This window comes from Kitasatospora sp. NPDC058478 (assembly GCF_042720345.1).
Classification (GTDB): Bacteria; Actinomycetota; Actinomycetes; order Streptomycetales; family Streptomycetaceae; genus Kitasatospora.
Genome location: NZ_JBHXML010000081.1, coordinates 1 through 18859 on the forward strand (window position 1 = coordinate 1; position 18859 = coordinate 18859).

Here is an 18859-nt window from a genome sequence, read left to right on the forward strand (position 1 = left end):
CATCGATCCGCCCCCACCGCACGGCCCACCAACCATCTGCCCCACCCTCCCGCTTCGGGGGCGGGACGCCGGCCCGGCCGACGTCCCGCCCCCGTACGCGGTTCACGGTGCGAGCGGTGGTTGACGGTCAGTCGTCGCTGTCCTGGTCCTGGCCTTGGTCCTGGTCGTCGCCCTGGACGTCGCCGTGGCCGTGGTGCGCGGTGGCGCGGGCGAAGACCTGGGAGTCGGTGCTCGCCGGGCCGCCGGTGCCGGCGAGCAGGTTGCCGCTGGTCGAGCTGAACACCACCGTGCGGCCGCGGGCGTCCACGACCGGATCGGCCGAGGTGCCGTTGCCGAGCGAGCCGTCCGCAGCGGTGGCGACCCGCTCGGTGCGGCCGGTGCGCAGGTCGTGCCGGTAGACGTCCCAGCCCGGGTGCTGCGGGCCCGCCACCAGGTTGTCGGCGGCGGAGGCGAAGTAGACCCAGCGGTTGTCGGCGGTGATCCGGGCGTGGTCGGAGGAGCCGACCGAGGTGGTGCCGGGCAGGCCGCCGCTGATCTTCGTCACGGTGCCCTTCCCGAGGTCCCGGACGTACAGCACGGTGTGGAACCGGTGGCCGCCGGTCGACCCGCCGGGCTCGGGCAGGGCGTAGATCGCGCGCCGCCCGTCGGGGCTGATCGTCGCGCCGAAGCTCGGGGCGCCGAGCTTGCCGTCGAGGTCGAGGCTGGCGGCGGAGATCCGGCCGGACTCCACGTCGTAGGTGTAGTAGGGGGCGGTCACCGGCCGGGCCAGGTTCGGGGCCAGGCCCTTCTGGGCGCTGCGGGGCAGGGCCGGGGCGACGCCCGGGGCCAGCTCCACGTCGGCGGGGGCGGCGGCGCCCCCGGCGGCCGGGGCGGGGGTCTGGTCGGCGGGCAGCAGGTTGTCGGCCATGGAGGTGAAGCCGATGGTGCGGCCGTCCGCGCTGATCGTCGGGTGGAGGGACATGCCGTCGCCCGGCTTGCCGTCCACGCCGCGGGTCACCAGCTTGGTCTTCCCCGTCCAGCGGTCGGTGACGTAGATGTTGTAGTCCCAGGTGTAGGGCCTGGCCAGCGAGGGGTCGCCGCCCTGGAGGTCGGGGACGAGGTCCTTGCGGCTGGAGCCGAAGACCACGTAGCGGCCGTTCGCGCTGATCGAGGGCGCGTAGGAGGCGTGGAACTTGTCGGTGTCGGTGCCGGTGAGTCCGCCGCTGATCAGCTCGGTGCGGCCGGTCTTCCGGTCGCGGACGTACACCTCGTCGCGCCCCTGGACCTGCATGCCGGGCACCACGTTCTCGGCGTCGCTGTCGAAGGTGACGTAGCGGCCGTCGGCGTTGATCGCGACGTTGTCGGTGAAGCCGTTCAGCGCGCTGCCGTCGGCGGCCAGGTTGATCCGCTCGGTGCGGCCGGTCCTCAGGTCGCGGACGTAGGCGTCGCGGGCGCTCTTCGCGGGCTGGGACACCAGGTTCGTGGCCCAGGAGGTGAACAGGGCGTAGCGGCCGTTGGCGCTGATCGCCTGGCTCCACGACTGGTTGTCCGGCGCGGCGCCGGTCACCCCGACGCTGACCTGGACGGTGCCGCGCGGCGCCCGGTCGGCCTGGGCGGCCTGGACGGGTGCGGCGGTCACGGCGAGTACGGCGGTGGCCGCGAGAATGCTGCCGCCGCCGGCCAGCCACCGGTTGCGGGTGGTACGGGTGCTGCGTGTCATGACGTCTGCCTCCCCGGGGGTCGCCCGGCCGGGCTCCCTCCCGGCGACGGGCTTTCGGGAGAGCCAATCGTCGGGAGGGCCGGTGGTCAACGCCCACGGGTGATCTCGGCCGAAAATACGTCAACGGACGTATGCGGCAGGGGAGTCAGGACGTCACAGGCGGCGCAGGAAGACGTCCAGGAAGGTGTTGGTGTCACCCGGCACCAGGTCGCCGTCCGAGGCGTCGAAGATCACCGTGTCGCCGGTGGCGTCCACGTACGGGCCGTAGGAGGAGGCGGTGCTCTGCCCGCCGCTCCGGGTGAGGCTGATCCGCTCGATCCGCCCGGTCCACAGGTCGCGGCGGAACACGTCGCTGGCGGAGTTGGTGTCGTCGGGGACGAGGTTCTCGGCGGCGGAGTCGAAGTAGACCCAGCGGTCGTCGAGCGTCATGACGCCACCGGACGAGGACCACTTGGCGGTGGTGCCCGGCAGGTCGGTGTTGACCTTGGTGATCTTGCCGGTGGCCAGCTCGTGGACGTACACGTCCATCCGGATGCCGTGGGCCGGGGCGGGGGCCCCGCCGATGAAGACCGGGAGGCTGTAGATCGCGTAGCGGCCGTCCGGGCTGAGCCGGCCGTCGCGGCCGCCGTCGCTCAGGGCCCCGGTGTCGTCCAGGCTGGCGCCGGCGATCTTGCCGGTGCCGGCCTTCCAGACGTAGTACGGGTAGAACTTGGGCCCGGCCAGCTGGGGTGCCCCGGCGCCCGGCGTCGGGTCGGTGGTCGGGGTCGGGGCCGGAGTGCCCGGGAGCAGGTTCCCGGCCCGGGAGCCGAAGCCGACCGTCGAGCCGTCCGCACTGATCGTCGGACTGAAGGAGTTGTTGTCGGCGCCCTCGCCCTCCGTGCCGGAGGTGACCAGCCGGGTGGTGTGCGTCCAGCGGTCGGTGACGTAGATGTTGTTCTTACCGCGTTTCACGCCCGGGGCGAGGTCGGTGCGGCTGGAGGCGTAGGCGACGAAGCGGCCGTCCCAGCTGAGGGTGGGGCTGTCGGCGGTGCGGATGCTCTGGTCGTCGGTGCTCGCCGAACCGGGGGCGGTGATCAGCTCGGTGCGGCCGGTCCAGCGGTCGTGGACGAAGACATCGCTGCCGTGCTTCGGCTGGCCGGGCAGCACGTTGGTGGCGGCGGTGCTGAACGCCACGTACCGGCCGTCGCCGCTGATCGCGGCCTGGTTGGTGGCGGCGTCCAGCTTGGAGCCGTCGGCGGCGACGCTGACCCGCTCGACATGTCCGTTGCGCAGGTCCCGCACGTAGACCTCGTCCGAGTTCGGGGTGCCGGCCCCGGGCAGCAGGTTGGTCGCGGTCGAGCTGAACAGCGCGGAGCGGCCGTCGGCGCTCAGCCCGAGCGCGGACGAGGTGCCGTCGAGCTGCTCGCCCTTGGGCCCCTCGCTCACCCGGGAGGTGTCGCCCTTGAGCGGCCGGGCCTCGGCGGCGGGCATCGCGGCCCCGGCCACGGCGGCGGCCACCAGGACGCCGGCGGTACGGGCCAGCCAACGGCGGGTTCGTGCGGTGGTCATGGACATCCTCCCCTGATGACGGCGCCGGGCCCTCGTCACCCCCGTGGCCCGGCTCGGGAAGAGCCAATCGTCGCCCGGGCCGGGTGGTCAACCGGGCGAAGCGATCTCGTCCGGAAATACGCCACCGGTCGTATCGCCCCTTACGCGGCCCCGGCCCGAACCCCGGCCCGAATCCCGCCCCGACTCCGGGCCCGGTCCGGACCGCCCCGGCACGCTGGCAGAATTGGTCCGTGATCGACGCCCGACGGCTGCGGACCCTGCGGGCCGTGGCGGACCACCGCACCGTGACCGCCGCGGCGGCCGCCCTCTACCTGACCCCTTCCGCCGTCTCCCAGCAGCTGGCCGCCCTGGAACAGGAGACCGGCCACCACCTGCTCGCCCGCGAGGGCCGCGGGGTGCGGCTGACCGCCGCCGGGGAGATCCTGCTCGGCCACGCCGACGCCGTCCTCGCCCAGCTGGAGCGCGCCGAGGCCGACCTCGCCGCCTACAGCGCGGGCGTCTCCGGCGAGGTCACCGTCGCCTCCTTCGCCACCGGCATCGCGCTCGTCCTCGCCCCGGCGATCGGGCTGCTGGCCGCGCAGGCGCCCGGGGTGCGGCTCAAGGTGCTGGACGCGGAGGGCGACGCCAGCCTGCCGATGGTCCTCGACGGCCGGGCCGACCTCGCGGTGGCCGTCGAGTACCGGGGCGCCCCGCGCGCCGACGACGCCCGGCTCACCCGCGTCCCGCTGTACGCCGAGCCGTTCGAGGCGGTGCTGCCGCTCGGCCACCCGCTGGCCGCCGACGGCGGTCCGCTCGCCGTCGCGGCCCTCGCCGACGAGCGGTGGATCGGCCCCTACCCGGGCAACCCCTGCCACGACGTCGTCCTGCTGGCCTGCGAGCACGCCGGCTTCCAGCCGCGCCTGGTGCACTCCTCCGACGACTTCCGGGCCGTCGTCGCCCTCGCCTCGGCGGGCGCCGGCGTCGCCCTCGTGCCGCGCTCGGCGCTGCGCGGCGTCGACCTCGGCCGGATCGCCGTCCGGCCGGTGGACAGCGAACTCGCCACCCGCCGGGTCTTCGCCGCCGTCCGGGCGGGCGCCGACGGGCACCCGCTGATCCGCCCGGTCCTGGACGCCCTCGCCGAGGCGGCCGCGGCGGGCGCCTGACCCCGGACCGGTTTGAGCCCGGCGCCTGGGCTCAGGCGGGTCGGGGCGTCGTGCGCGTGCCGTTGACGACCACCCGGAACATCCAGGACAGCCGGTCCTCCGGCGCCCCGGACACCAGGTCGTCCCCGAGTGCGGCGATCCTCGGGTAGGCGGCGGCGGGCGCCGCGCGGAGCGCGTCGGTGAGCGCGCCGTGTTCCCGCTCCGCCTGCTCGCCCTGCCGGGCGGACTGCTCGGCGGCGGTGGCAGTGGCCACCTGGAGCAGCACGTCCACGCCCCAGGCCGCCTGCCCGTCCGGCACCCCGCCCTCGTGCAGCAGTGCCAGGACCGCCTCCACCAGGGCCAGGTAGTGCGGCCCGGACGGCCTCGCCACCAGTGCGGCGTGGGCGAGCGCCGGGTGCCGGAACAGCACCCCGGTGCAGGAGTTGAGGACGGCGGCCAACCGCTCGCGCCAGTCCCCGGCCGCCGTCACCGGGCTCAGGTCCACCTCCCCGAGGAACTCCTCCAGGATCGCGGCGTGCAGTTCCGCGGCGTTGGCCACGTACACGTACAGCGAGGCCGGCCCGGTGTCCAGCTCCTGGGCCAGCCGCCGCATGGTCACCCGTGGCAGGCCCTCCGCCTCCAGCACCCGTACGGCGGCGGCCACGATCGCCTCGTGGCTCAGCGCGGGCTTCGCCGGCCGCTCGCGGCGGCTGCGGGGTCGGGAGGGGGAGCTCGTCATGCCGGCCAGCCTAGCGACCGTGTTCGTGACGAACTAGTGCCGCATCAGGCAACGTTCGCCCCGTCGTGATGTGTCGCCCGGTTGCTGTGCCGGGCGGCACCGGACCGTCAGAATGATCACGTGGCTGAACGCGTGCAGGTCCGGGAGATCGATGACGACGAGGGCAGACGGCTGCTGCGGATCGTCCGCCGGGGCACCGGGTCGGTGGCGACCTGGCGGCGGGCCCAGATGGTGCTGCTGTCCGCCCAGCACATGCCCGTGGCGAAGATCGCCGAGGTGACGTTCACCAGCCCGGACCGAGTCCGGGACGTGATCCACAACTTCAACGCCGACGGCTTCGACTCGCTCTACCCGAAGTACAAGGGCGGACGGCCCAGGACGTTCACCTTGCCCGAGCGCCGTGAGATCAAGAAGACCGCCAAGTCCAAGCCGGCCGAGCACGGCCTGCCCTTCTCGACCTGGAGCCTGGCCAAGCTGGCCGACTTCCTGGTCGCCGAGGGGGTGGTCGACGACATCAGCCACGAGGGCCTTCGGGTCCTGCTCCGCGAGGAGGGCGTCTCCTTTCAACGCGTGAAGACCTGGAAGACCTCCCGCGACCCGGACTACGCCGCCAAGAAGGCCCGCGTCGAGCACCTCTACGCGATCGCCGACGGCGAAGTCATACCCGAGGAAGGCGAGCCCGAAGTCGTCTTCTGCATGGACGAGTTCGGGCCGCTCAACCTCCAACCACACCCCGGCCGGCAGTGGGCCGAGCGCGGCGGCCGCCACAAGGACCCCGACCGCGAGCCCAGACCCCGCAGGCGGGCCACCTACACCCGACCGCACGGCGTCCGGCACCTGTTCGCCGCCTACGACCTCGCCAAAGACCAGCTCTACGGCCACATCAAGAAGACCAAGAACCGCTCCAAGTTCCTGGAGTTCTGCCGCTACCTGCGCTCGCTACACCCAGCCCGTGTTCGCATTGCGATCGTCTGCGACAACTACTCGCCACACCTGACCACGAAGCGCTGCCAGCGGGTCGGAACGTGGGCCGCGGCGAACAACGTCGAGATCGCCTACACCCCGACCAACAGCTCCTGGCTCAACCGGATCGAGGCCCAGTTCACCGCCCTGCGCTACTTCGCCCTCGACGGCACCGACCACCCCAGCCACAAAGAGCAGGGCAGCATGATCCGCCGCTACATCATCTGGCGGAACAAGCACGCCGCCGACGAACGCCTACGCGGCATCGTCACCAGGGCGAACGTTGCCTGATGCGGCACTAGTTCGTCGAGGGTGTGCCCGCCGGGGCGGGCTGGTCCGGGGCGGGCTGGTCCGGGGTGGTGAACTGGTCGAGCAGGCCCTGGAGGCCGTCGGGGCCGAACATCAGCTCCAGGCCGGCGGCGGAGGCGGCGGCCGAGGCCTCGCTGCGCGGGAAGAGGGCGCGCTCGTAGGCGGTCAGGGCGGCCTCGGGGTCGCCGGGGTGGTGGGCGAGGGCCTTGCCGAGTTCGGCGCCGTCGAGCATGGCGAGGTTGGCGCCCTCGCCGGCGAACGGGGACATCAGGTGGGCGGCGTCGCCGAGCAGGGTGACGCCGGGGGTGCGGTCCCAGCGGTGGCCGACGGGCAGGGCGTGGATCCGGCGCGCGACCAGGTCGCCGTCGGCGTCGGCGAGCAGGGCCCGCAGGCCGTCGGCCCAGCCGTCGAAGCCGGCCAGCACGGTCGCCTTGGCGGTGTCGGGGGCGGTGGTGTCGATGCCGTCCAGCCAGTCCTCGCCGGCCCGGACGGCGGTGTAGACGTGGATGCTGCCGTCGCCCTCGCGGTGGGCGAGGAAGCCGCGACCCTCGGCCACGGAGAGGAAGAACCCGCCGCCGACCAGGGCGGCCGCCTCGGGGTGCCGGGTGTCCGCGTCGTGCAGGTCGGCCTCGACGAAGGAGATCCCGGTGTAGGCGGGCCGGGCGTCGGACAGCAGCGGCCGGATCCGGGACCATGCGCCGTCCGCCCCGACCAGCAGGTCCGTGGTGACGGCGGTGCCGTCGGCGAAGGCGACCTGGTGGCGGCCGTCGCCCAGCGGGTGGGTGCGGACCACCTTCCGGCCCCAGTGCACGGTGCCGGCGGGCAGGGAGTCCAGCAGCAGGTCGCGCAGGCGGCCCCGGTCGACCTCGGGGCGGCCGCCGGTGCCGTCGTCCTCCTGCTCCAGCCGGACGGCTCCGTCCGGCCCCACCACCCGCAGGGCCTCGCCGCCCGGGTGGACCAGGGCCAGGAACCGGTCGTGCAGCCCGGCGTCGCGCAGGGCCTGCTGGCCGGAGTCGTCGTGGATGTCGAGCAGGCCGCCCTGGGTGCGGGCCTCGGGCGAGGGCTCCAGGTCGAAGACGGCGGCCCGGATGCCGTGGACGTGCAGGACCCGGGCGAGCACGAGGCCCCCGAGCCCGGCTCCGATGACGGCGACGGGAACGTGCTGGACGGTCATGGCCACTCCTTGGGTCGGTGTCGGTCCGTGTCGGTCGGCGCGGGTTCGCCGCCCGCTCCTCCACGGTAACGAACATGTTCGTAACGAACAAGTTCGTCCCCTGGCGCGGCCGACCGGACAACCCGGGATCCCACCGGACGGGAATGTGAGAACTTCACGATCCGGACATGGCGGGATCACTGGCGCGCCGCGAGACGAGGCGGGCAGACTCGGTGCCGGAGAACCAGCTGACGGGAGGCCGTGGACGTGGGATTACCGGTTGCGCCGGACGGGCCCGGAACCCCTCGCGGTCGGCCCGTTCTCGGCGTCCTGCCCACTGGTCACGGCTGTTGCTCCCTCACGAGTGGGTGGTGGTGGTCCGTCTCCCGAGTGGGTGGTGGTCCGTCGCGGCCGCCGAGGAAGAGGGGGTGCGGCGGCGATGCCGGATATCAGGCGGTCGGCCGGCGCGGTGATGGTGAGCGCCGGCGGGGTCGCCTGGAGCCCGCCGCCGGGGAACAGCGAGCCGTCCACCACGAACAGGTTCGGGTGGTTCTTCAGCTGTCCGCCGGAGTCCGTCGCGACGCCGAGCGGCACGCCGCCGAGCGAGTGCGAGGTCCAGCCGGGACTGGTGAAGCTGGTCGACGAGCCGGGGGCGACGGCGTTGAGCCGGCTCAGCACCCCGTTGATCGCCGTGGTGGACTGGGTCGTACCGGCGGTGGTGGTGGGCCGTTTGAGGTCAACCGCCGCGCGAAACGGCGGCGGCCCGTGCGAGCAGGTGCTCGTACGGGCCGCCCGCGTGCTCGGACCGGCGCGGCGTCAGATCTGCAGGGTTCGCAGGAAGCAGCCCTTCGCCGAGTCGGAGTACACGCAGCCGGTGACGTACAGCGAGTGGCCGTCCGGCCCGGTGGCGAGGGCGTGGATGTACGTCTCGGGGACGGAGAGGCGCACGCTCTGGTCGAACCGGTTCTCGCCCGGCACGAGCGTGTACAGCGGGACGGGGATGGTGTAGGAGGGGCCGCCGAGCAGGTAGACGCGGCTGCCGTCGGTGTTCATCGCCGGGTGGTGGTACTCGAAGTAGCCGGAGCCGTACTTCATGAGGTAGCGCACCTTGTCCGTGCCCGTGTCGAGCCCGATGCCCACGGAGTAGGTGCGGACCGACCCGAGCGCCAGCAGGAAGGAGCCGTCGGGGGAGAGCGCCAGCTCGTCCTTGGCACCGAGGTCGACGACCTTGGCGGTGCCGAGCCCGGTCCTGATGTCGAGGCGCAGCAGGTCGAGGTTCGTGCCCGCGTAGAGGGAGCTCCCGTCGGGCAGGACGGCGAGATCGTTGACCGTGTGGGCGGTGACCGCCGTCTGGTCGATGAACTCCTGGTCGCCGGTGGAGAATTCCAGGATCCGGCCCGGCTCCTCCTGCCCGGCGGGGCCCGAGGGCCCGGACTGGCCGACGTAGAGGGTCTCGCCGTCCGGGTCGGTGGCCAGACTGGTCGCCGCGCCCGGGGTCCAGCCCGCCGGGAGCTGCTGCGCCGGCGCGGCGATGCGGGCCTTGACCGTGTTGGTCGCGGTGTCGATGACGTAGACGGCGGAGCCGACTCCGACGTACAGCCGGTCGCCGTCCGGGCTGAGGGCCGGCCGCCCGTAGGGTGCCGGGTCGCCGAGCGGGAGGCGGGCCCTCACCGTGCCGGTCTGCGTGTCGACGGTGGACAGGTACACGCCCTGGCGCCCGCCGACCACGTCCGTCAGCACGAGGTAGACCGTGCGGCCGTCCGCACTGACCGCCTCGGTGACCTTCTCCCAGGTGAACTCCGCGAGCCGGACGGCCCCCGGAACGCCGGAGACGGGGCCGTCGGGAACGCCGGAGGGGGCCGCCCCCGAGGCCCCCGAGACACCCGCCCCACCGAGCAGCAGGGCCACCGCCGTCGCCGCCGAGACGGTCCAGCGGGATCCGCGCCGTAACGCGCTTGCCGGGGTCCTCATCATGTCCTCCCCTTGTCGTCCGGTGCGCCGCGCCGGGCACCGGGTGGATCGAAGCCTAGGGGATTCCATTGCCATTGGATGGAACAACTATTAAGTGTTAAAGGAGAGTTGGAAGATCCGGCAGTGACTGGTGGGGCGTGCGGAGCCGGCCTGTCGGGATCGTCGTGCCCACCGGGAACTGCTCGACCGCCGTGCTTTCCATCGCGAGCCGGCGGGAAGTCAACTGGCGCCCACCATAGGGTGAATCCCTCTCCGCCGAATGAGAGAATCACCCCGGCCCGCTAATTCTCTTCCGGAAGACCGGAGTTACGACCCGCCAAAGGAACCGCAGATGACCGACCTGCCGACGCCCGCCCCCTTCACCACCGAGGACACCCTGTTCGGCGAGATCACCGTCCGCGTCGACGGCCAGGACCGGGTGACCGTCTCCGGGGAGCGGATCCCCACCGCCGTCCTGGAGCGCGACCCGGGCAGCGAGCCGGACCCGCAGATCGCCATCGGTACCCGCGACACCGCCCACCTGGATGCTGCTGGTCGAAGGGGTCGGCGCCCTCATCCCCTGAGCCGCCGACCCGGCCGCCCGCCGGCCCGGCCGCCCGCCGACCCGCGGACGGCACGGCGCCGGGCCCGTAGGGGAGGAGATCCCGTACGGGCCCGGCGTCGTTGTGCGTGTGCGGGCTCAGTCGGCGGCGCCCAGAACCCAGGCCGTCCCGCCCGCCAACTCCTCGGCGTGCAGGGCGGAGACGAGCGCCGCCTCGGTTCTCGACCGCAGGCACAGCTTGGCCCCGGGGTGGGGCGGGGGCCGTCACGCGGCGAGGTGCTCCAGCGTGAACAGGGTCGCCCGGTAGGAGTACTGGTTCACGCCCGAACCTGCGGAGCCGGCCGGGTCGGCGACGGTGCCAAAGCTCCCGCTGTGCCCGATCCGGAGCAGCACCTCGCTGGAGCCGGGTGAGGGGTGGATCAGCGAGAAGATCTGGTTGCCGTAGATCCACCCCGAGCAGTCGAACACGTTGAAGGGGGCGCCGTCGCTGTTCCCCTCGTTCGGGTCGTTCGGGTTCCGTTTCCAGTGGCCCAGGCAGTCGTCCTCGTTCAGCCGGCTGCGGAAGATGAAGGACTGGTTGTCGGAGTTGTAGTGGCACAGCTTCCACTGCTGGTTGTAGCCACCGGTGTCGGGGTTCTGGATGACCTGCCCCCAGGAGCTGGCCATGTTCTTCTCCACGAGCTGTCCGAACGGCGTCTTGATCCGGTAGTAGCCGTCGTCGCAGACGTAGCCGTGCCACTCGCTCGACGCCAGTGCTTGGGTCGCGGCCGACGCGGGGCCGGCGAGCAGGGTGAGGCCGGCCAGCGAGGCGAGGGCGCCGGCGCCGAGGGCGCGCAGCGCCGTGCCCCGGCGGGTGGTGGCGTGGCGCAGCGGGTTTGTCACGGGTTCCTCCGTCGTCAGGTCGGTGGGCACGGTCAGCAGTTGCTGATGAGGAGTTGGGCGGCCCGGCGCACGGTGGCGGCCGGTTCGGCGGGGGCGCAGCCGACCGAGCCGATCTCCGGGGACTCGTAGGTGGTGAACGTCCCGGGGGTGGGCTGGGTGGTGACCCAGATGCCGGTGGTGGGGCCGGTCTGGGCGCAGATGCGGTTGACGTACTGGCCGGTGACGACCCTGGTGCCGCGGTAGAGGCCGTAGCGCCCGGGGTCCTTGAGGTTCCAGACGTCGCTCACGGTCTGGCTGGTGGTGCTGGAGGTGGTCTTCTGGACCGAGAAGCCGACCTTGACCTCGACCTTGGCGAACAGCGCGCTCGCGGTGGCGGTGATCTCGGTCTTGTTGTCGACGGTGGTGGTCACCGAGCTGACCCTGGTCAGGGTGTCGGTGTGCTGTCCGGTGGTGCCCGGGGCGACGTTGTAGATGAGGAAGTCGGTGACGGTGGGGGTGATCTGCACGTTGAAGGGCTCCGTGGTGGCGCGGTCCACAGCGGGGTTGCAGAGGGTCGGGAGGGTGTCGGCGTGGGCGGCGGGGGCGGCGCCAAGGCTTAACAGCCCCACCGCGATGGCGGTGGTGGCCGAGGCCGCGAGGGTGCGCCGGCGCGGCTTGCGGGTGGTGGTCATCTGTGCTCCTCCAGCGGGCGCGGAAACAAGGACGAGGCGTGCGTGCGCGCGCCTCGTGCAGGGGTACGTGCGGACTGCTGGTGCGCATGCGTCCTGGTGGATGCTTCGGGCCTTGCGGCAGGACCCTTGTCCGGAGGCTCCTCGGAGATCGTGTGGTGTGGGTTCGCACTGGCCGGGGCCGGTAGGCGCCCGGACCGTGATACCTCCGTGGTCCGGTGATGAAGAGTCTTGTCGTGACGCACCGGTCGCCAGTAGTGGCTGATGACATGAGTCGGGCGGGCCGTGTCATGGTTCGCCTATGACAACTGTCATCTTTTGGTTGGTTCGGTTGCAGACAGCGAGCCGAGGCTGACTCTAGGGTGGCCGGACATGATCACCTCACCTATGGGGTCCGGTACGGTCGATCCGGGGCGGCTGGGCCGTCTCACCCACTGGACGTTGCTCGCTCTGGGGCCCCTATGGTTGTTGCTGGCCGCGAACGACCTCGTCTTCAACCTCGGCCCCGGACACCAGGCACTGGTCGCTCCGGTGCTCGTCGCCGTCGCGGTCCAGCACACTCGGCTCATCCGCCGGGCGGTGCCGGGTGGCCTCGCCGGCCAGGTCCCCCGCCATGGCTCCGCCACCGCCGAGGGGCGGTGGAGCCTCCTGCTGCTGGCCGCAGCGATCGCGACGTGGGGCGACATGGCGGTCCGTCCGTACACCGCACTCGACTGGGCCATGCTGCCGGGGGCCATGGCAGCGGCGATGGCCCTGACCCTGCCCGCCCGGGCGCGCCGCCGGCTGCTCACGACAGTCGCGCTGGGCTGTGCGGTGCTGGGTGAGGCAGTGGCGCAGTGGCGCCAGGACAACCCCTACCTGCCCGGGGTGCCGGCGGCGACCGGTGCGGGGATGGTGCTGTTCATCGCCGGGGTGGAGTTGATGGTGGCCCGGCTGTGGCGGGCGGTCCTGGAGGCCGAACACGTCCGCGAGACCACGGCCACCCTGGCCGTGGCGGAGGAGAGGCTGCGGTTCGCCGCAGATCTGCACGATCTCCAGGGCCACCGGCTCCAGGCCATCACACTCAAGGGCGAGCTGGCCGAGCGACTGATCGGCCGCAGTGACCACGAGGCGCGCGCGCACGTCCGGGAGATCACCGAACTGGCTCGCTCCGCACTCGAGGAGTCCCGGGCCGTGGTCCACGGCTACCGGCGCGCCAGCCTGAGTAGCGAACTGGCCAACGCCGCGGGAATCCTGGAAGCCGCCGGAATCCGCACCGCGATCGACGGAGACGCCGCACGCATCCCTCACCAGCTCCAGCCGGCCTTCGCCGCCTTGGTCCGCGAAGGCATCACCAACATCCTCCGCCACAGCCGTGCCCGCCACTGCCAGATCACCATCACCGCTGCCGCGGGTCAGGCCCGCGTCCTGCTGCGCAACGACGGTGCCCCGTCGCACCCTGCGGACCCCGGCAGCGGCCTGGCCGGACTGCAGGAACGCTTCCACGCCATCGGCGGTTACATTCGCATCGCCACCCACCCCGGCGGCCACTTCGAACTGGTCGGCCACACCCACCGGGAGACCCCGCGTGATTCGCATCCTGCTCGCCGATGACGAAGACCTCACCCGCGGCGCCCTCGCCGCACTCCTCGACCTCGAACCGGACCTGACCGTCACCGCCCAGGCTCCTGACGGCCTCACGGCAGTCCAGGCCGCCGCCCGTCACCCGATCGACATCGCCCTGTTGGACCTGGAGATGCCCCACCTCGACGGCATCTCCGCCGCCCAGGAGATCCGCCGCCACCGCCCCATCCCCACTGTCCTCGTCACGCGTCACGCCCGGCCCGGCGTCCTGCGTCGCGCTCTGGCCGCAGGCATCCAGGGCTTTGTCCCCAAAACCACTCCCGCCACCCAACTGGCCGACATCCTGCGCGACATCCACACCGGCGGCCGCTACATCGACCACCAGCTCGCCACCCACGCCCTCACCGAAACCCCCTGTCCTCTGACCCCCCGCGAACTCGATGTCCTGCGTGCCGTCCACCACGGCCACGCCGTCAGCGCCCTCGCCGAACAGCACCATCTCGCTCCCGGCACCGTCCGCAACTACCTCTCCGGTGCCATCACCAAACTCGCTGTCCGCACCCGCCACGAGGCGGCTCGCCGTGCCTGGGAAGAAGGGTGGATCTGATCCTGAACGAGGTGTACTCGCGTCCCGCCCCACTGGCGACGGGTTGGTGGCGTACGGGAGCTGGTGAATAGGGTGGGTACGGCCGATGACCGAGCGCACCACTGGAGACCTCATGAGTTCGACCGCTGTTCCCGACACCCTGCTCCCGGTCGGGGTCATCGGCCTCGGTGACATCGCCCAGAAGGCGTACCTGCCCGTCCTCGGAGCGATGCCGGGCCTCGACCTGCGGTTGATGACCCGGGACCGGGCCAAGCTCGATCGCCTCGGCGACGTCCACCGGATCGCGCCCGAGCACCGCTTCACCGATCTCGGGGAGTTGATCGGGAGCGGGATCCGGGCGGCGTTCGTGCACGCCGCGACCAGCCAGCACGTCCCGATCGTGGAGCAGCTGCTGACGGCCGGTGTCGACGTCTACGTGGACAAGCCGCTCGACTACACCGTGGACGGCGCCCGCCGGCTCGTCGACCTCGCCGACCGGACGGGCCGCTCGCTGATGGTCGGCTTCAACCGTCGGCACGCGCCCGGCTACGCCCAGGCCAAGGAGCGCCCCCGCGACCTGATCGTCCTGCAGAAGAACCGCGAGGGTCTCGCCGAGGCCGCCCGCTCCCTGGTGTTCGACGACTTCATCCACGTCGTCGACACCCTGCGCTTCCTGGCCCCCGGCGAGATCGGGCAGGTGGACGTCCGGGCCCGCGTCCGGGACGGGCTGGTCGAGCACGTCGTGCTGACCCTCGGTGGGGACGGCTTCACGGCGCTCGGCATCATGAACCGGCTCTCCGGCTCGACCGAGGAGATCCTGGAGGTCTCCGGCGCCGACTCCAAGCGGGCGGTGCACAACCTCGCCGAGGTGATCGACCACCGCGGCCAGCCCACCGTCCGCCGGCGTGGTGACTGGGTGTCCGTCGCCCGCCAGCGCGGCATCGAGCAGTGCGTCCAGTCCTTCCTGGACGCCGTCCGGGCCGACAAGACCCTGGACGCGCACGACGCCCTGCGCACCCACGAGCTGTGCGAGCTGATCGTGGAGCGGATCGAGGCGGGCTGAGGGGGCGTCGAGGCGGGCTGAAGGAGCGGGGGTGGGAGCGGAGGCAGGAGCAGGGGCCGGGGCGAGTGTCGGAGCGGAACCAGAAGTTCACTGACGGGGTCTTGTCGCGTCATTTTCTACGCGCGTATCTTGGGGTCGCTGCGGGGGGCGGGTGACCGGCTTCCGCTTCATCTACGCGGGTAGCGCGTGCCATGGGCACGCCGCCTGACCATGCGTCACGGCCCGGCGGCCGCAGACCCGCCGGGTGGACGACGCCCTGTGCCCCGCTCCACCCTCGACCGCCGTGCCACGACCGTGCCGCACGACGGAGCTAGGAGTCATGCCCCGGTGACCACCGCCCCCGCTCCCCGCCCCCGCCGGGCCCTGCTGCGCGCCGCGATCCTCCCGGCCGGACTGGCCGCCTCGCTGGTGCTCGTCCCGCTGCCGGCCGCGAACGCCGCGCCCGCCGCCACGAACGCCGCCGCGAACGCCGCGAACGCCGCGCCCACCGCCGCGAACGCCGCCGCCCCGGCCGGGCCGACCGAGGCCGGACCGCTGCGCATCCACGACATCCAGGGCACCACCCGGATCTCCCCGCAGGCCGGGAAGCCCGTCACCGGCGTGCCCGGCGTCGTCACCGGCGTGCGCGCCTACGGCAGCGCCAAGGGCTTCTGGATGCAGGACCCGAACCCCGACGCCGACCCGGCCACCAGCGAGGGCGTCTTCGTCTACACCGGCGGCAACCCGACCGTGAAGGCCGGCGACTCGGTCCTGGTCAGCGGCAAGGTCACCGAGTACTACCCGGCCTTCGCGGGCGGCTCGCAGTCCGTCACCGAGCTCACCGGCCCCGCCGTCACCGTGCTGTCCTCCGGCAACCCGCTGCCGGCCCCGGTGGTCGTGGACACCCGCAACATCCCCGGCACCTACGCCCCGCCGGCGCCCGCGGGCGGCAGCATCGACGCGCTGCCGCTCAACCCGGAGAAGTACGCCCTGGACTTCTACGAGTCGCTGGAGGGCATGCTCGTCCAGGTCAAGGACGTCCGGGTGATACAGGCGACGGACAAGTACAACGAGCTGTGGGTCGCCGCCGACCGGCAGGACCAGCGCAGCAAGCGCGGCGGCGTGCTGTACGAGTCGTACGCGGAGCCCAACGTGGGCCGCCTGATGGTGCAGCAGCAGGCGGCGGTCACCCCGCAGCAGCCGTTCCCGGTGGCCAACGTGGGCGACGTGCTGACCGGCACCACCACCGGCCCGCTGGACTACAACCAGTTCGGCGGCTACACCCTCGTCGCCGGCACCCTGGGCACGCTCCAGGACAACCACCTCCAGCGCGAGGTCACCGCCAAGGCGGCCGACCGCGAACTCGCCATCGCCACCTACAACGTGGAGAACCTCGCCCCCGGCAACCCGGACGCCAAGTTCGCCGAGCTGGCCCAGGGCATCGTCACCAACCTGCGTTCGCCCGACATCGTCGCCCTGGAGGAGATCCAGGACAACAACGGCGCCAAGAACGACGGCACGGTCGACGCGAGCCAGACCGTCGCCAAGTTCATCGCCGCGATCAAGGCGGCCGGCGGCCCGGCGTACGACTGGCGCTCGATCGACCCGCAGGACGGCAAGGACGGCGGCGAGCCGGGCGGCAACATCCGGCAGGTGTTCCTGTTCAACCCGCAGCGGGTCTCCTTCACCGACATCCCCGGTGGCGCCGCCACCAGCGCCGTGGACGTCGCCGGCAGCGGCGCCACCACCGCGCTGACCGCCTCGCCCGGCCGGATCGCCCCGGCCGACGACGCGTGGACCAACAGCCGCAAGCCGCTGGTCGGGCAGTTCTCCTTCCGCGGCAAGAAGGTCTTCGTCATCGCCAACCACTTCAACAGCAAGGGCGGCGACCAGGGCATCGACAGCCGCTTCCAGGCCCCCACCCGCAGCTCCGAGGTGCAGCGGGTCAAGCAGGCCACCATCGAGCAGGCTTTCGTCGCCAAGCTGCTGGCCGCCGACAAGGAGGCGCGCGTCGTCTCGCTCGGCGACTTCAACGACTACCAGTTCTCGCCCGCGCTGGCCGCGCTCACCAAGGACGGCGTGCTGCGCGACCTGGTGAACGAACTGCCGGAGACCGAGCAGTACTCGTACGTCTACCAGGGCAACTCGCAGGTGCTGGACCACATCCTGGTCAGCCCCGAGGTCGGCTACGCCAAGTACGACGTGGTGCACATCAACGCCGAGTTCGCCCAGCAGGCCAGCGACCACGACCCGCAGGTGGTCCGCATCAAGCCCTGACCGTTCCGCATCAGGTCCTGACCGGTCCGCATCGGACCCTGACCTGCAGCTATGCTGCCTTCGCCGGAGGTGACCACCGCCGGCGAAGGCAGCTGCGGCAGTGGGGGTCGGAGAACATGCGGTACCGGATCGAGCGGATGGGAGCCGAGGACTGGCAGCGCCTGCGGAAGGTGCGGCTGGCCCAACTCCTCGACTTCCCGATGGCGTTCGGCGAGACCCACGAGGCCGCGCAGGCCCTGGGCGAGGCCGACTGGCGGGCCCGGGCGGCCCGGTTGAACGAGCCGGGCAGCGTCGGCCTGGCGGCCGTCGACCCGGACGGCGAATGGGTCGGCACGATGCTGTCCGTCCCCGACCGGGACCAGGCCGCGACCGCCGTCCTGATCGGCGTCTGGGTGGCCCCGCAACACCGCGGCCGCGAACGCGGCGTGACGGACGCCCTGCTGGACGCCGCCACCGACTGGGCCCGCACCGAGGGCGGCGCCAAGCGGATGTTGCTCGGCGTGCACGAGGCGAACGCCCGCGCCGCCGCCTTCTACCTGCGCCGGGGCTTCACCTACACCGGCGGAGAGACCCCGTACGGGCTCGACCCGCAGGCCCGCATCCTGGAGATGGCCCTCCCGCTGGACTGAAACGCCCCGAGGTCGGCCGAACGTCCGTTCCCACGAAGCAGGTTGGGCGGAAAAGCGCGGGCCCCGAGCGCGCCCGCGCCCTAGGATCGACGGTCATGGTTGATCTCTATCCTCCGACGAGTCCCTACGGCCACGGTTTCCTCGACACCGGAGACGGCAACCGGGTCTACTACGAGCAGCTCGGCAACCCCGAGGGCAAGCCCGTCCTGTACGTCCACGGCGGCCCCGGGGCGGGGACGCCGGACCGGCCCACCCGGGCGTGGGACCCGGACTGCTACCGCGTGATCCGCTACGACCAGCGCAACTGCGGCCGCAGCACCCCGCACGCCAGCGACCCGGCGGCGGACATGAGCCTGAACACCACGCAGCACCTGATCGACGACATGGAGCGGCTGCGCGAACACCTCGGCATCGAGCGGTGGTTGCTGAACGGCGCCTCCTGGGGTTCGACCCTCCTGCTGGCCTACGCGCAGCAGCACCCCGAGCGGGTCAGCGAGATCATCATCCAGGCGGTGACGACGACCCGCCGGGCCGAGACCGACTGGCTCTACCGGGGCGCCGGGTCCTTCTACCCCGAGGCGTGGGACCGGTTCCGCGAGGGCGTGCCCGAGGACGAACGGGACGGCGACCTGCTCGCCGCCTACGCGCGGCTGATGGAGAACCCCGACCGGGCGGTCCGGGAGAAGGCCGCCGCCGACTGGATCGCCTGGGAGGACGCGGTCATCTCGAACGAGCCCAACGGCTCGCCCGGCATGTACAGCGCCCGGGAGGTCGACGAGCAGATCGCGTTCGTCCGGATCTGCGCCCACTTCTTCAGCAACGGCGCATGGCTGGAGGAGGACCAACTGCTGCGCAACGCCCACAAACTGGCCGGGATCCCGGCGGTGCTGGTGCACGGCCGGCACGACATGGGCGGCCCGGTGCAGACGGCGTGGGAGCTGGCGAAGGCGTGGCCGGGCGCGCGGCTGCACATCTCCGAGGACTCGGGGCACATCGGCAGCGAGGAGATGAAGGAGACCGTCCGGGAGGCCATCGAGGAGTTCAAGCACCGCTGATCCCCGGGGTGCCCGGCAGGGCGACGCCCGTCGGGGGCGTCGCCCTGCCTATCTGTAGGCGGGGTCTGGCGGTCGCACCTTCTGCGGTGCCGTGTTGCTGGGTACGGCTAGTG

The 18859-nt window shown here is 72.3% G+C and carries 16 protein-coding genes; 8 read left to right on the forward strand and 8 right to left on the reverse strand.

Annotation, left to right across the window (positions count from 1 at the left end):
* Positions 1 to 127: 127 nt before the first annotated feature.
* Together ACFWPT_RS34325 and ACFWPT_RS34330 are read right to left on the reverse strand one after the other, a co-directional pair.
* On the reverse strand, positions 128 to 1699 hold the full coding sequence (locus tag ACFWPT_RS34325; protein ID WP_380486604.1) for a TolB family protein: 1572 nt from the start codon (positions 1697 to 1699) through the stop codon (positions 128 to 130).
* Positions 1700 to 1852: 153 nt separating this feature from the next.
* Positions 1853 to 3247: a TolB family protein gene (locus ACFWPT_RS34330; RefSeq protein WP_380486606.1), complete on the reverse strand. Its 1395-nt coding sequence runs from the start codon at positions 3245 to 3247 to the stop codon at positions 1853 to 1855.
* A gap of 230 nt (positions 3248 to 3477) precedes the next feature.
* Between ACFWPT_RS34330 and ACFWPT_RS34335 the strand changes: the two genes are divergently transcribed.
* Complete coding sequence (locus tag ACFWPT_RS34335; RefSeq protein ID WP_063346233.1) at positions 3478 to 4389, forward strand: LysR family transcriptional regulator; 912 nt, start codon at positions 3478 to 3480, stop codon at positions 4387 to 4389.
* A 31-nt stretch (positions 4390 to 4420) separates the two neighbouring features.
* On the opposite strand, the gene ACFWPT_RS34340 is transcribed toward ACFWPT_RS34335, so the two are convergent.
* Complete coding sequence (locus ACFWPT_RS34340) at positions 4421 to 5107, reverse strand: TetR/AcrR family transcriptional regulator C-terminal domain-containing protein (protein WP_363376470.1); 687 nt, start codon at positions 5105 to 5107, stop codon at positions 4421 to 4423.
* Between the two features lie 120 nt (positions 5108 to 5227).
* Here ACFWPT_RS34340 and ACFWPT_RS34345 point away from each other — a divergent pair, with 120 nt between their 5' ends.
* Positions 5228 to 6361: an IS630 family transposase gene (locus ACFWPT_RS34345; protein ID WP_380486608.1), complete on the forward strand. Its 1134-nt coding sequence runs from the start codon at positions 5228 to 5230 to the stop codon at positions 6359 to 6361.
* 7 nt (positions 6362 to 6368) lie between these two features.
* Here the strand turns inward: ACFWPT_RS34345 and ACFWPT_RS34350 are convergent, their stop codons facing one another.
* The 5 genes from ACFWPT_RS34350 to ACFWPT_RS34370 form a co-directional block, all read right to left on the reverse strand.
* Complete coding sequence (locus ACFWPT_RS34350) at positions 6369 to 7553, reverse strand: FAD-dependent oxidoreductase (protein WP_380486610.1); 1185 nt, start codon at positions 7551 to 7553, stop codon at positions 6369 to 6371.
* Positions 7554 to 7805: 252 nt separating this feature from the next.
* Positions 7806 to 8210, reverse strand: a complete 405-nt coding sequence (locus ACFWPT_RS34355; RefSeq protein ID WP_380486612.1) for a GMC oxidoreductase — start codon at positions 8208 to 8210, stop codon at positions 7806 to 7808.
* A 138-nt stretch (positions 8211 to 8348) separates the two neighbouring features.
* Positions 8349 to 9503 (reverse strand): hypothetical protein, encoded by a 1155-nt coding sequence (locus ACFWPT_RS34360; protein WP_380486614.1) that lies wholly within the window; start codon positions 9501 to 9503, stop codon positions 8349 to 8351.
* Between the two features lie 805 nt (positions 9504 to 10308).
* Entirely contained in the window at positions 10309 to 10926 is a 618-nt protein-coding gene (locus ACFWPT_RS34365; RefSeq protein ID WP_380371965.1) for a hypothetical protein, read from the reverse strand.
* Between the two features lie 32 nt (positions 10927 to 10958).
* Complete coding sequence (locus tag ACFWPT_RS34370; RefSeq protein WP_380371967.1) at positions 10959 to 11597, reverse strand: hypothetical protein; 639 nt, start codon at positions 11595 to 11597, stop codon at positions 10959 to 10961.
* 369 nt (positions 11598 to 11966) lie between these two features.
* On the opposite strand from ACFWPT_RS34370, the gene ACFWPT_RS34375 reads away from it, so the two are divergent.
* The 6 genes from ACFWPT_RS34375 (at position 11967) to pip (ending at position 18746) form a co-directional block, all read left to right on the forward strand.
* Positions 11967 to 13187 carry a sensor histidine kinase gene (locus ACFWPT_RS34375; RefSeq protein ID WP_063346224.1) on the forward strand — a complete coding sequence of 407 codons (1221 nt, stop codon included), beginning with the start codon at positions 11967 to 11969 and terminating at the stop codon, positions 13185 to 13187.
* Entirely contained in the window at positions 13162 to 13764 is a 603-nt protein-coding gene (locus ACFWPT_RS34380; protein WP_380344036.1) for a response regulator, read from the forward strand. Before ACFWPT_RS34375 ends, ACFWPT_RS34380 begins: the two co-directional genes overlap by 26 nt.
* 112 nt (positions 13765 to 13876) lie before the next feature.
* Positions 13877 to 14806 carry a Gfo/Idh/MocA family protein gene (locus ACFWPT_RS34385; RefSeq protein ID WP_380486617.1) on the forward strand — a complete coding sequence of 310 codons (930 nt, stop codon included), beginning with the start codon at positions 13877 to 13879 and terminating at the stop codon, positions 14804 to 14806.
* Between the two features lie 210 nt (positions 14807 to 15016).
* Positions 15017 to 17062, forward strand: a complete 2046-nt coding sequence (locus ACFWPT_RS34390; protein WP_380486637.1) for an endonuclease/exonuclease/phosphatase family protein — start codon at positions 15017 to 15019, stop codon at positions 17060 to 17062.
* 116 nt (positions 17063 to 17178) lie between these two features.
* On the forward strand, positions 17179 to 17691 hold the full coding sequence (locus ACFWPT_RS34395) for a GNAT family N-acetyltransferase (protein WP_380486619.1): 513 nt from the start codon (positions 17179 to 17181) through the stop codon (positions 17689 to 17691).
* A gap of 95 nt (positions 17692 to 17786) precedes the next feature.
* Positions 17787 to 18746, forward strand: a complete 960-nt coding sequence (pip, locus tag ACFWPT_RS34400) for a prolyl aminopeptidase (RefSeq protein ID WP_380486622.1) — start codon at positions 17787 to 17789, stop codon at positions 18744 to 18746.
* Positions 18747 to 18859: the final 113 nt, after the last annotated feature.

Bases quoted from the DNA above. Each gene is read 5' to 3' on its own strand.
- ACFWPT_RS34325 (WP_380486604.1), bottom strand. From the start codon at position 1,699: ATGACACGCAGCACCCGTACCACCCGCAACCGGTGGCTGGCCGGCGGC.
- ACFWPT_RS34330 (WP_380486606.1), bottom strand. From the start codon at position 3,247: ATGACCACCGCACGAACCCGCCGTTGGCTGGCCCGTACCGCCGGCGTC.
- ACFWPT_RS34340 (WP_363376470.1), bottom strand. From the start codon at position 5,107: ATGACGAGCTCCCCCTCCCGACCCCGCAGCCGCCGCGAGCGGCCGGCG.
- ACFWPT_RS34350 (WP_380486610.1), bottom strand. From the start codon at position 7,553: ATGACCGTCCAGCACGTTCCCGTCGCCGTCATCGGAGCCGGGCTCGGG.
- ACFWPT_RS34360 (WP_380486614.1), bottom strand. From the start codon at position 9,503: ATGAGGACCCCGGCAAGCGCGTTACGGCGCGGATCCCGCTGGACCGTC.
- ACFWPT_RS34370 (WP_380371967.1), bottom strand. From the start codon at position 11,597: ATGACCACCACCCGCAAGCCGCGCCGGCGCACCCTCGCGGCCTCGGCC.
- ACFWPT_RS34375 (WP_063346224.1), top strand. From the start codon at position 11,967: ATGATCACCTCACCTATGGGGTCCGGTACGGTCGATCCGGGGCGGCTG.
- ACFWPT_RS34385 (WP_380486617.1), top strand. From the start codon at position 13,877: ATGAGTTCGACCGCTGTTCCCGACACCCTGCTCCCGGTCGGGGTCATC.
- ACFWPT_RS34390 (WP_380486637.1), top strand. From the start codon at position 15,017: ATGCGTCACGGCCCGGCGGCCGCAGACCCGCCGGGTGGACGACGCCCT.
- ACFWPT_RS34395 (WP_380486619.1), top strand. From the start codon at position 17,179: ATGCGGTACCGGATCGAGCGGATGGGAGCCGAGGACTGGCAGCGCCTG.
- pip (WP_380486622.1), top strand. From the start codon at position 17,787: ATGGTTGATCTCTATCCTCCGACGAGTCCCTACGGCCACGGTTTCCTC.